Source organism: Mesorhizobium sp. P2_D6, from assembly GCF_056404315.1.
The window spans coordinates 412,808-424,865 of the sequence record NZ_JBFUEG010000003.1; the positions used below are offsets into that span (position 1 = coordinate 412,808).

Consider the following 12,058-nt stretch of genomic DNA (forward strand, 5'->3'; position numbering starts at 1 on the left):
CCGGCCACTTCTCAACGCACGGCTCTACCAGGCCGCGAGGCCTGAATTTCTTTTCGCCGCCTCAGGCGGCTTGTTCCCTGCCCGCCCGGCGCTGGGCTATTCCCGCCAGCGCAGTACGGAACAGTTCGATATCGCCGGCACTCGTTGCGTGGCCGATGGACACGCGCAAAGCACCGAGGCTGTCACCGTAACCCATGGCCTTCAGCACATGGCTCGGCCCGACCTTGCCCGACGAACAGGCAGATCCCGCCGACAGCGCCACGCCGGCCAGATCGAAAGCGATCTGCGCCGTCTCAGCCTTGATGCCGGGAATAGCCAAGAATGTCGTGTTGGCAAGCCTTGGCGCGCCGGTTCCGAAGATTTCTGCGTCCGGCACCAGTGTTTTGACGATGATCTCGACCTCGTCGCGGCGAACCCGCACCCCGTCCATGGTCTGCAATCCGGCCAGAGCCTGCCGTGCAGCGGCGCCAAAGCCGGCGATGGCCGCCAGGTTTTCGGTGCCGCCGCGATGGCCCTTTTCCTGGCCACCGCCATTGATCAGCGGCTTCGGCATCATCAGATCGGCCGCGGCAACAATCGCGCCGACGCCTTTGGGACCACCAATCTTATGCGAAGACAGAATCAAATAGTCGGCGTAACCCGCTGAAATATCGATGGAAACGCGGCCCGCCGCCTGCACCGCGTCGACCACCAGAATGCCGCCAGCCGCCTTCACGATTGCGGCGATGGCCTCGACCGGCTGGATGGCGCCGGTCTCGTTGTTGGCGGCATGGATTGCCACCAGCGGCAGGCCTTCTGCCTTATCATGCGTGACCAGAGCAGCTGTCAGTTGAGCGAGATTGGCGATGCCGTTGGCATCGACGCCGATCCGCGTCACCTGCGCGGCCGGAAAACGGCCGCCATTGAGCAGGCAAGGATGATCGGCTTCGCAGACATAGAGCCGGCTCATGCGCACAGTGCCGCGGCCCATCTGCCAATCCGGCGTCAAAAGCGTCGAGGCAGCCTCGGTCGCGCCGGAGGTGAACACGACATGTTCGGGTTTCGCATTGACCAGCACCGCCACGTCGCGCCTGGCGTTCTCGATCAGCCGCCGCGCCGCGCGGCCCTCGGCATGCACCGACGACGGATTGGCGACGAGATCGAGCGCCGCAATCATCGCCTCACGCGCCTCGGTGATGAGCGGCGCGCTGGCATTGTAGTCGAGATAGGCGCGTGCTGCGGCCATTTTCGCTCAATCGATCCCGTCAAAACCCATTCCGCAGGGATAGCGCGTTATTTCCTTGAAATTGCAAGGCAAGACGTCCTATTTACGCGGCTTGCGGCGGGGATGGCCGGGCCGTCACGGCTGGCTATCCAGTTTTGAACAATTCTAAACTAGCTTCTAAGAAGACGCTCGCCCTGCGTCAAGGCCAGAGGAAAGAGTTGTTCCGGGCGCCGCGCATTCTTATGCCACGTGGAGTATTTTATGCCTGAGGTCATTTTCACCGGTCCGGCCGGCCGCCTGGAGGGCCGCTACCAGCCTTCCAAGGAAAAGAGCGCGCCGATCGCCATCGTGTTGCATCCGCACCCGCAGTTCGGCGGCACGATGAACAACAAGATCGTCTATGACCTCTTCTACATGTTCCAGAAGCGCGATTTCACCACGCTTCGCTTCAATTTCCGCGGCATCGGCCGCAGCCAGGGCGAATTCGACCACGGCACCGGCGAATTGTCGGATGCGGCCGCAGCGCTCGACTGGGTGCAGTCGCTGCATCCGGATTCCAAGAGCTGCTGGGTCGCCGGCTATTCCTTCGGCTCGTGGATCGGGATGCAGCTTCTGATGCGCCGTCCCGAGATCGAAGGCTTCATCTCGATCGCGCCGCAGCCCAACACTTATGATTTCTCGTTCCTGGCGCCCTGCCCGTCATCGGGCCTGATCATCCATGGCGATGCCGACAAGGTGGCGCCGCCCAAGGATGTGCAGGGCCTGGTCGACAAGCTGCACACGCAAAAGGGCATCACCATCACGCAGAAGACCTTGCCCGGCGCCAACCATTTCTTCGCCAACGATTCCGAGCTGCTGCTCGAGGAATGCGCCGACTATCTCGACCGGCGCCTGGCCGGCGAATTGTCGGATCCGCGGCCGAAGCGGCTGCGCTAAGGCCCCCGGATCCGGCATCGTTCACATTCGTGTCCGTGACGGGCACGGATGCCGTTTTACGCTGATCCATATGGTCTGGCACGCCTGACATGTAGCACGGCCTGCCTGAACGGTGCAGAATGCCAAGTTGTGGAAACCGAAGAGGGCGTGACCGATCATGTACCAACCTCCTCATTTCGTAGAGACGCGCCAAGACGTCCTGCACGGGCTCATCCGTTCGCACCCGCTTGGCCTGCTGATTTCAAATGGACAGGACGGCCCCATCGCCAACGCCATCCCGTTCCTGCTTGATACCGAGGCCGGGCCGAACGGCAAGCTGCGCGCGCACCTTGCCAAGGCCAACCCGCAATGGCGCCTGCTGGCCGACAATCCGGCATCGCCCGTGCTGGTGGTGTTCCAGGGCGCCGATGCCTATGTGACGCCGTCCTGGTACGAGACCAAGCGGGAAACCGGCAAGGTCGTGCCAACCTGGAACTATGCCATCGTCCAGGTGCGCGGGATGGTCAGAGTGATCGACGATGCGCAGTGGATCGCGCAGCAGATTTCCGATCTGACGCTGTCGCAGGAAGGCGCGCGTGAGGCGCCCTGGGCGGTGACCGATGCGCCGCCAAACTTCATCCAGTCGCAGATCAAAGGCATTATCGGGCTGGAGATCGAGATCGCCGAGATCAGCGGCAAGTGGAAGGTCAGCCAGAACCGCCCTGTCGCCGATCGCGTCGGTGTCGCTGAAGGGCTGGAGAAGGAAGCCGCCGGCGTGCCCGACATGGCCGGGCTGGTTCGATCATATGGCGGGCTTGAGTCTCAGTAGTTTTCGGGCCGGTCCGCAGCGACGTTCAGTGGACTGCCTGCCAACCGAAAGGTCGTCTTGCGGACAGGCAAGCCGGCCGGTGTCCGGCGGAAGATGAAGCCGAGCCGCGCAAGGATAAGCCCGCACAGGATCGCGACGGCGCAGCCGAGGCCGAAACCGGCGACCGTATCGCTTGGGTAATGCGCCCCGACGAACACCCGGGTGGAAGCGATGCAGGCGGTGATTGCCAGGGCGACGTACCAGCGCTTTGGAAACAGCAGCAGAGCGATGCCGAACACGGCGCCCATGGTGGTAGCGTGGCCGGATGGAAAAGCGGCAAAGCGGGCATTCATGGCGAATGGATGCAGTGACAGTACGCCGAAATTGTCGAAATAGAGCGGCCGTGCCCGGCCGATGCCGTATTTCAGCACATTGACCGCAAGGCCTGACAGGCCAATCCCGCCAAGCACCAGGAAGGCAAAGCAAGTCCAGTTGTAGACCAGCATCCGCGATCGCCTGGAAAGGCTTCGCCAATCCGTCAGATTGGCGGCAACAAGGCAGGCAGCTGCCGGGACAAGATACCAGCCACCGAGGCCAAAAACGGTGAAAAACTCGGTAAACCGGGCAAGACGAGGCGGCCATTCCCCCCAGAGGACGCCTGCCGCTCGGTCTAGGCGAACGAACGCCGCGGCGGCGAGCATGATCCAGGCCAGCAGCCAGACCGGCCAAGCGATGCGGGGATAGTGGGCTCTGCGCACGGCAAAGCGCCTTTTGACGATGCGCATCGTGTCGAGGAGATTGTCGCGCGACCGACGAAACACCACAGATGGCGTCACGGGGGTTTTCACTTGGCCACCCGGTAGAGGCCAAGAGACAGCCTGTCGCCCGAGGAATAATTGAGGCCGTCGATCTCGGTGAGGCGGTTGGCCGTCTTGCCTTGCGCGGCCAGCATGTCGCTCAGCTTCTTCTCGTCGGCGACAGGCGCCAGCCCGAGCGCGCAAGCCGGATCGCCGAGCAGGTGTGCGGCGACGCCGTCGACATCGGTCAGGATCGTCTTGGTTCCGACCAGGAAGACAAGGCTCGGTTCGTGATATGGTGCCGAGGCAAGCACGGTCGTGTCGCAGGGACGGTTCGCGTCGACCGCGGCCTTGATCGCCGGGCTCAGCCAGATCGGCTTCAGCGACGGGGCAATCATCCCGAACAGCAAGCCAAGGGTGACGCCGGCGCCGGCCGCGATCGCGCCGATGCGGGGGAGCGGCACCTGCAAACGGCGGGGGAAGGCGAGATAGCCGGTGACGAGCGCGGCAAGCGCGGCCGGAATGCTCCACCACGAGAAGGCCTTGGCGAGATAGATCGGCGCGCCGACCGAGACAACGGCCAGGCCGATGCTGACCAAGCAAAGACCGAAGGCGGTCGACCACCAAAGCCATGACTGCCAGCGCTTGAGCGGCGCATTGGCGTCCTCCGGCTGCAGGGTCAGAAGCCAGCCGACCAGCAGCGCCATGCCGGGATAGGCCGGCAGCACATAATGCGGCAGCTTGGTCGGGATCAGCTCGAACACCAGCCAGAACGGGATGTACCAGGCAAGGCAAAAGCGCAGGCGCGGATCGTCGCGCAAGCGGTTGAGCGCCTGCACCCCGGCGCCGACGGCAATCAGCCCGAACGGCCACATGAACAGCGAATAGGTCAGCACATAGAAGCCGGGCGGAATGCCGTGCGATTCCTCGCCTGAGGCGACCTTGCCCAGCATGTCCTTGCCGACCGCTTGCTGCAGGAAGGCGCCATGGCTCTTCCAGGTGATCAGCGCGAGCCAGGGCAGTGCGATTAACAGCACGATCAAAAGGCCGCGGCCGACTTTCAGGTTTTTCAACCAGCGCCCGTCGCGCTCGAAAGCGAACAGCGCCGCAACTGTCAGCGCCGACAACAGAGGCGCGATCGGTCCCTTGATCAGGATCGCAATGCCTTGCGCCATCCAGAATATCCACCAGAGATGGGCAGCCACCGGTGCGTTGCGGCGCGAGGCGGTGTAGATCCGCGCCAGGGCGCCTTGCGCCGCAACGCAGCAGGCCAGAAGCATGGCGTCCGTCTTGGCGTCGCGGCCTTCGAAGGCGGTGGCGAAGATCGCTGCCATGATCAGTCCGGCCGCGAGGCCGGCATTAGCGCCGAAAAGACTGGCGCCTGTCCAGGCGATTGCCACGACGGCAATGGCGATGCCCAGCGCCGAGACCAGGCGATAGATCCAGATCGGCGCCCCGGCCCCCTCGCCGCTCAGCGTCACGGCCGCCGATTGCAGCCAGTAGATGCCGACCGGCTTCTGATAGCGCGACATGTCCTGGAAGCGGATGTCGACATAATCGCCGGTTTCGACCATCTGCTTGGTGGCCTGGACGAAACGCGACTCATCGCGGTCGATCGGCGGCAGCGAAGCCAGCCCACTGGCCGTCAGCAGCAGGCTGAACAGGAAAAGCAGGACGTAGTTCCTGTTCATTGCAACCACCGGATCCTGCCTTGACCAGACTTTCTTCAGTCGACCCAGACTTTCTTCAATCGACCTTGGTCATCGCCGCCGCCTTGCGCTCATTGGCGATGAGCCAGAGATTTCTGACATAGATGAACATGCCCATCGCCTGGCCGGCGATGAACACCGGATCCTGGCGCACGATGGCATAGATCAGCAGCAGGCCGCCGCCGAACAGCGAAAAGAACCAGAAAGCGACCGGCACGACGCTGCGCTTGGCCTTTTCCGAAGCGAGCCACTGCACGACGAAGCGCATGGTGAAGAAGAACTGGGCGACGAAGCCGAGCAGGATCCAGGCGTCGAACTGCTTGATGAAAACCTGATGCAGCCAGGTCGCCAGTTCTTGAAACACGTTAGCCATGCGTGATTTCCTCTACCTTTGGCATCCTGCGGCGCCGGCGCCGAAGCCACCAGACGCCGGCGAGATCGAGCACGCCCTGCAGGCCGCGGTCGAAGATGCCGTAATTCGACTTGCCGTGGCGCCGCGAGCGGTCGACGACGTCGCAGTGCACGACGCGGTAACCTTCCTGGATGACCAGCGCCGGAACAAAGCGATGCGTGCCGTCGAAGAACGGCAGTTTGCGCAGGATATCGGTGTGGATCGCCTTCAGGCCGCAACCGGTGTCGCGGGTGTCGTCATGCAGGATCGCGCCACGCAGCCAGTTGGCGAAACGCGACGCCAATTGCTTGATCTTGCTGTCGCGGCGCTTCAGCCGCTGCCCTTGCGCGGCGCCGAAATCAGGCCCCGCCTTGCGCAGCGCGTCGACCAGCACGGGGATATATTGGGGGTCGTTCTGGCCGTCGCCATCGATGGTTGCGACGATGGCGCCGCGCGCCGCCCACGCGCCCGAGCGCACCGAAAGCGACTGGCCGGCGGATTTTTCATGGCGCAGCTGACGAAGCGGAAACGGGCGTTTGGCTGCCTCGGCGGCAAGCACGGAAGCCGTATCGTCGGTCGAACCGTCATTGACGACGATGATTTCGAAGTCGCGTCCGGTCATGGCGGCCTCGATCTCATCGATCAGAAGCGGCAGGTTCGCCGCCTCGTTGCGGCAGGGAATGACGATGGATATCAATGCGTCCGGCATATGTCGCGTCGGGCTCTGTCACAGGATATGGCATTTTGGCGGATGCCGTGCGGTGCCGTTCCAGCGGATCGAAGGTTGCATGAACCCGTTGGCGCGGCGCCTCATTACGCCAGCCGGCACGATGAAGCAAGCGCGCGCGGCAGCCCAGCATATGCCGTCTCTGCGGACGCAAACCGGAAACCACTTTTGCTTCGGCCGCTTGGATGCTAAACGCCCGCGTTCGTATCACGCCGGGCAGTTGGGGTCCGGCGCTTTCAGGAAGAAACAATGTCTGCCTTCAAATCCGATTTCCTGCGCGTCATGAGCGAGCGCGGTTTCATCCATCAGATCTCGGACGAGACCGGGCTGGATCAACTTTTCGCGAAGGAAACGGTGACCGCCTATGTCGGCTACGACGCCACCGCGACCAGCCTGCATATCGGCAATCTGATATCGGCGACCATGCTCTACTGGATGCAGGAGACCGGCCATCGGCCGATCGCGCTGATGGGCGGCGGCACCTCGATGATCGGCGATCCGTCCTTCCGCGACGACCAGCGCAGCCTTTTGACGCCGGAGGCGATCGCCACCAACATCGAAGGCATCAAGCGCATTTTTGGCCGCATCCTGCGCTTCGGTGACACCGGCAACGACGCCATCATGGTCAACAATGCCGACTGGCTGATGAAGCTCAACTATGTCGAGTTCCTGCGCGATGTCGGCCGCCACTTCTCGGTCAACCGCATGCTTACCTTCGACAGCGTCAAGCTCAGGCTCGAGCGCGAACAGTCGCTGTCCTTCCTCGAATTCAACTACATGATCCTGCAGGGCTACGATTTCGTCGAGCTCAGCCGCCGCCATGAATGCCGGCTGCAGATGGGCGGTTCGGACCAGTGGGGCAACATCATCAACGGCGTCGATCTCGGCCACCGTATGGGCACGCCGCAGCTCTATGCGTTGACCACACCGCTGCTCACGACATCGTCAGGCGCCAAGATGGGCAAATCGGCCAAGGGCGCGGTGTGGCTGAACGGCGACCTCTTCTCGCCCTATGATTTCTGGCAGTACTGGCGCAACACCGAGGATGCCGACGTCGAGCGCTTCCTGAAGATCTTCACCCGCCTGCCACTGTCGGAGATCGCGCGGCTGGCCGCCCTTGGCGGCTCCGAGATCAACGAGGCCAAGAAGGTGCTGGCGACGGAAACCACGGCGATCGTGCACGGCCGCGAAGCGGCACAAGCGGCAGAGGAGACCGCTCGCAAGACTTTCGAGGAAGGTGTGACCGCCGAAACCCTGCCGACTGTCGAGGTCGACGGCGCAGCGCTCGAAGCCGGCATCGGCATCCTGTCGCTGTTGGTCACCGCGGGCCTCGCCGGGTCCAACGGCGAAGCGCGGCGTCACATTCAGGGCGGCGCCGTGCGCCTCAACGACCAGCCAATATCGGATGACCGCAGGATGGTGACACCTCGGGATCTCAGTCCGGAAAACGTCGCAAAGCTTTCATTGGGCAAGAAAAAACACGTTCTGGTGCGGCCAACCTGACGGGCCTCAGCGGTACTCGAAGATCGACCGGAAAATGCCTGGCGCGATCACCGATAGCGGGTTTATGTCCAGCACCGGCTTGTTGGCGTTGCCTTTGAGCCGGTAGGTGACGCCGATCAGGCCGCGGTCGCGACCGTTGCCGAGCAGCGCGCCGACCAGCGGCAATTCACCGAAGATGCGGTTAAGGCCATAGGCCGGCATGAATGTGCCGGTCATGTCCATATTGTTGTTCTGGTCGTAGAGCGTGCCCTGGAAGGTGGTGCCGATGCGCGGGCCGCGCAGCACGCCATTGGCCAGCTTCAGATAGCCTGAACCCTTGTCGATCTCGGAATAGCCGCGCTCGAACTTTACCCGCGAAGTGTCGATCTTGCCTTTGACCGCTTCGTTCAGGCTGCGGCTGTCGCCCGCCGGCGTGGTCGATACGATCGAAGCGAGCTTCGGTTCATTGACGATGAAGAAATTGCTTGAGTCGACCTGACCCCGCATCGGCCCGTCGGCCGCGCCGCTGAGCGCCAGCGTGATCGAGCCGCCTTCCATGTGCTCGTAGATGTTGAGGAAGCGCAATATGGCGCCGGCGTCGGCCGACTTCATGTTGAGCGCGCGCGCGCCATTGCCTGCGGTGTTGCTGATGGTGATGGCGGCGCCTGAACTTGCCGTGGCGCTGACCTTAAGGCCGTTCACCTTGGAGCCGGCGGCGCTGTAGTCGAGCTTCAGATTGGACAGGACCTCGTCGTGGAACCCGGTCAGCGAAGTGACATCGGCGCTGACCGAAACCGCATCCGTGCCGGTGGTCTTGGTGGCGGTATCGACGTCGGAGGTGAACTGCTTGATCAGCGAGCGGGCGTCGAGCGCATTGCCGCTGACGTCAACGGCAAAGCCCTTGCCCGACCGCTTCACCGTCACCGCGACGTCGTCACCCCTGTTCAAAGCGACTTTGCTGAAGCGCGCCGAAGACAGCGCGCCCTTGATCAGGACGACATCGCCCTCCACCGAAAAGCTCTTTCCATCAAGGTCGAAATCGGACAGCGTTGTCGTATCGCCCGACTTCGCCATGGTGAAAGTGGCATTGGCGGGAATGCCCGGCCCCTTGCTCCAGCCTGCCCAGGGAATATCCAGCCTGGCGCTGGTCAGGTCGACCGCGACGTTCTGGCTGCCGTCGCCGCTCTTGTCGATCGCCACCTTGATGGTTCCCGAAATCAGCGGCGACAGGCCAGGCATGGCGGTGGCGCGTGTCTTGTCGTCGAGCACAAGCGCCACCTTGCGGCTGCGCGGCGGCCCGCCATCCCCGAGCGGCTCGATCAGATCGAGTTCAGCCGGAATGCCGTTCAGCTTCGCGTCGGCCGAGATCACCGCCTTGTCGGGCCCGACTTCGATCGAACCATCGGCCTCGGTTATCGTCTGGTCTTCGAACGGCTTGGCGAGCGACAGGTCCTTGTAGTCGAGCGTCACCAGCCAATCGAGCTTCGAGGTGTCGACACCGGACTGCAGCGGAATGTCGGCCTTGACGTGACCGGTCACCGTGCCGGACAGGTCGTCCGGCGCAATACCGACATGTCGCATTGCGTTGATCGGTTCGTAGGAAGCGAGTTCGGCGATGGCCGGCGCCTCGCCGGCGACGTCGATGTCGAGCGCGCCGATCACTGGCGGGTGGTTCGCCGCCTTCACCGACAGCGTGCCATTGCTTGCCGCCACGGTGCGGCCACTCGGCATATAGACGCTGCCCGAAGACAGAGCTATGTCGACATCGTTGCCGTGGAAGGAAACCACGCCAATGGCATCGCGGATCGGCGGGATGCGGCCGGCGGTGTCGAAGCGCGAGCCCTCGACCTGGAACCGGCCGAACACCTCGTCAGCCGAAAGCGGCACGCCGTTGCCGAGCCGCCCCGGCACGACCTGGAACTGCAGGCTGGCGTCGACGACACGGCCGCCAAACAGATTCTGCAGCACCCACAGCCGGGCATTCTTGGCGGAAAACCAGGGCCACAATTGCTTGACGTGTGAGACCGGCATGTCGTGGACGTTGAGCGACAGCGAAATGCCTGGCGGCCCGTTGTCTATGAAGGCAAGTGCGGCTGTGCCCAGCACCTCGCTGCCCGATCCCGACCTGACGCCGATCTGCTCGGCGACGAGCTTGCGGCTCCTCGTCTGATAGACGCCGGCGATGCGGGCGAAGAAATTCAGTGCCGGCTCGGGCGATTCCGCCGGCGCCAGCGTCGAGCCGTCGCTGGTCAGGTCGTAGCGGTAGGAAGGCTCCTCACCGGCCGCGCCGGTCGCCGGCTTGGGCCCGATCGAACCGGCGAAATTGAAAGTCGAACGGCCGGTCTTCAAAACCAGCCTACCGACATCGATCTTGTTGGATCCGGAGACAAGCGTGGCGTCGACATCGACATCGGCCGGCAACAGCCCGCGTGTGCCGAGGTCGAGCACCGAACCGGTTAGCGACAGCGAGGCCGTCAGCCGGGAATCGCTTTCGCCCGAGCCTTCGGTCCCCGTCAGCTTCAAAGCGATCGCGCCGGTTTTCCCACCTGCCTCTGGCGTTGTCTGTGGAATGGCCGCCATGTCGATGGCCGCATTCAACGCAGTGACCCGCAGGGAGGTCGTATCGCGGGTGGCGGCAGCGGTGACCGTGAGCGCCCGGCCATCGATATCCGCCTCGGAGGAGAACTCCATGCTGCCCGGGCCCGACTGCAGCACGGTGGCATTGGCGATGTTGACCAGCTTGACCGAGCCGGCCTCGGGCAGTTCGAACGCGACATTCTTGAGATCGATCCGGCGCATCGAATCCTCGCGCACGGCATCGAGCGCATGGTTGACGTGACCGAAGACAGCGGCGGCCAGCTTTTCCGGATCGATGAGGCCGTCTTGATTGCGCAGCTCGGCTGTCCAGTCGCCGCCCGACGGCATTGCCGCGGTGACAATGTGGGCGTCGGAAATCCTGGCGCTGGTCAGCCGCACCTCGCCCGAGAGCAGCGGTATCAGTCGGATGCCGAAACGCACACGCCCGGCGTCGGCCATCGGCTTGCCGTCGGCGGTCTTGACGCTGACATCCCTCACCTGCAACGCAATGAAGCTCGACCCGTCAAGCGTCAGGCTGGCAGGACCGACGGCGACCTTGACGTCGAGACCGGCGAGTTTCTCGATCGCCGCTTCGGCTTCCGCCCGCAGCCGCTCGCTGCCGATTCCGGTGGCGCCGATGACATAGACGGCGGCGGCGGCCAGCAGCACCAAGGCTGCGACGCCGGCAAACAGGCGGGCAAGGATGCGAAAGCCACGGCCGATCCGCGCCTTGCCGAGCGGCGGCACGCTGCAGGCAGACGGGAAAGTCCCCAGGTCGGTGATCTCGTCACGCCTGAACCGGATTTTCTCGGGCTGCGGTTCTTCCTGATCCACGCAATTTTCCGTTTACGAATTCGATCGTGGACGAATCCCCGCTCGACACTATAACGATGCAGCCTGGCGCGTAACCTCAAACAAGGGCATCGATATGGCTGATCTCGACATTGGCGACGCTGCTCCGCAATTCGACCTGCCGCGCGATGGCGGCGGCTCGCTCAGCCTTGCCGCGTTGCGGGGAAAACCCGTCGTACTTTACTTCTATCCGCAGGACGACACCACAAGTTGCACCAATGAGGCGATCAGCTTTTCCCAGCTGAAGCCGGAGTTCGAAAAGGCCGGCGCCGTCGTGATCGGCCTATCGCCTGACAGCGTAAAGAAGCACGACAAATTCAAAACCAAATACGATCTCACGGTCGACCTGGTTGCCGACGAGGAGCGCAAAGTGATCGAGGCCTACAATCTGTGGGTCGAAAAGACGATGTATGGCCGCAACTATATGGGCGTCGAACGAGCGACGTTCCTGATCGGCAAGGACGGCCGGATTGCCGGCATCTGGCGCAAGGTCCGGGTAAAAGGTCATGCCGAAGCGGTGCTGGAGGCGGTGCGCGCGCTCTGACACGCCGCCGATCTCACCACCCTGCCCGCAACCCGCCACTCGTTTTGCGCGC

The 12,058-nt window shown here is 63.3% G+C and carries 10 protein-coding genes; 4 read left to right on the forward strand and 6 right to left on the reverse strand.

Features of this window, described 5'->3' with window-relative positions:
• Positions 1-61: 61 nt before the first annotated feature.
• A complete protein-coding gene (locus AC1D1L_RS08405; protein ID WP_477340397.1) occupies positions 62-1,225 on the reverse strand; it encodes a cysteine desulfurase family protein in 1,164 nt (387 codons plus the stop codon).
• Between the two features lie 240 nt (positions 1,226-1,465).
• Between AC1D1L_RS08405 and AC1D1L_RS08410 the strand changes: the two genes are divergently transcribed.
• Both AC1D1L_RS08410 and AC1D1L_RS08415 read left to right on the forward strand, forming a co-directional pair.
• Positions 1,466-2,140: an alpha/beta hydrolase gene (locus AC1D1L_RS08410; protein WP_192253503.1), complete on the forward strand. Its 675-nt coding sequence runs from the start codon at positions 1,466-1,468 to the stop codon at positions 2,138-2,140.
• A 157-nt stretch (positions 2,141-2,297) separates the two neighbouring features.
• Positions 2,298-2,948, forward strand: a complete 651-nt coding sequence (locus AC1D1L_RS08415) for an FMN-binding negative transcriptional regulator (protein WP_477340399.1) — start codon at positions 2,298-2,300, stop codon at positions 2,946-2,948.
• Here the strand turns inward: AC1D1L_RS08415 and AC1D1L_RS08420 are convergent.
• Genes AC1D1L_RS08420 through AC1D1L_RS08435 form a run of 4 tightly spaced genes read right to left on the reverse strand, consistent with a single transcriptional unit; the run spans position 2,942 to position 6,533 of the window.
• Positions 2,942-3,763, reverse strand: a complete 822-nt coding sequence (locus AC1D1L_RS08420; protein ID WP_477340401.1) for a phosphatase PAP2 family protein — start codon at positions 3,761-3,763, stop codon at positions 2,942-2,944. The genes AC1D1L_RS08415 and AC1D1L_RS08420 overlap by 7 nt on opposite strands.
• Before the next feature lie 8 nt (positions 3,764-3,771).
• On the reverse strand, positions 3,772-5,415 hold the full coding sequence (locus tag AC1D1L_RS08425; protein WP_477340403.1) for an ArnT family glycosyltransferase: 1,644 nt from the start codon (positions 5,413-5,415) through the stop codon (positions 3,772-3,774).
• A gap of 55 nt (positions 5,416-5,470) precedes the next feature.
• Positions 5,471-5,806 (reverse strand): lipid-A-disaccharide synthase N-terminal domain-containing protein, encoded by a 336-nt coding sequence (locus AC1D1L_RS08430; protein WP_112561406.1) that lies wholly within the window; start codon positions 5,804-5,806, stop codon positions 5,471-5,473.
• Complete coding sequence (locus AC1D1L_RS08435) at positions 5,799-6,533, reverse strand: glycosyltransferase family 2 protein (protein WP_477340405.1); 735 nt, start codon at positions 6,531-6,533, stop codon at positions 5,799-5,801. The genes AC1D1L_RS08430 and AC1D1L_RS08435 overlap by 8 nt, the downstream gene beginning before the upstream one ends.
• Before the next feature lie 267 nt (positions 6,534-6,800).
• Between AC1D1L_RS08435 and tyrS the strand changes: the two genes are divergently transcribed.
• Positions 6,801-8,054 (forward strand): tyrosine--tRNA ligase, encoded by a 1,254-nt coding sequence (tyrS, locus tag AC1D1L_RS08440; RefSeq protein WP_477340407.1) that lies wholly within the window; start codon positions 6,801-6,803, stop codon positions 8,052-8,054.
• 6 nt (positions 8,055-8,060) lie between these two features.
• Here the strand turns inward: tyrS and AC1D1L_RS08445 are convergent, their stop codons facing one another.
• Positions 8,061-11,444 (reverse strand): hypothetical protein, encoded by a 3,384-nt coding sequence (locus tag AC1D1L_RS08445; RefSeq protein WP_477340409.1) that lies wholly within the window; start codon positions 11,442-11,444, stop codon positions 8,061-8,063.
• 94 nt (positions 11,445-11,538) lie between these two features.
• Between AC1D1L_RS08445 and AC1D1L_RS08450 the strand changes: the two genes are divergently transcribed.
• On the forward strand, positions 11,539-12,006 hold the full coding sequence (locus AC1D1L_RS08450; protein WP_192253484.1) for a peroxiredoxin: 468 nt from the start codon (positions 11,539-11,541) through the stop codon (positions 12,004-12,006).
• The last annotated feature ends 52 nt before the right edge of the window (positions 12,007-12,058 follow it).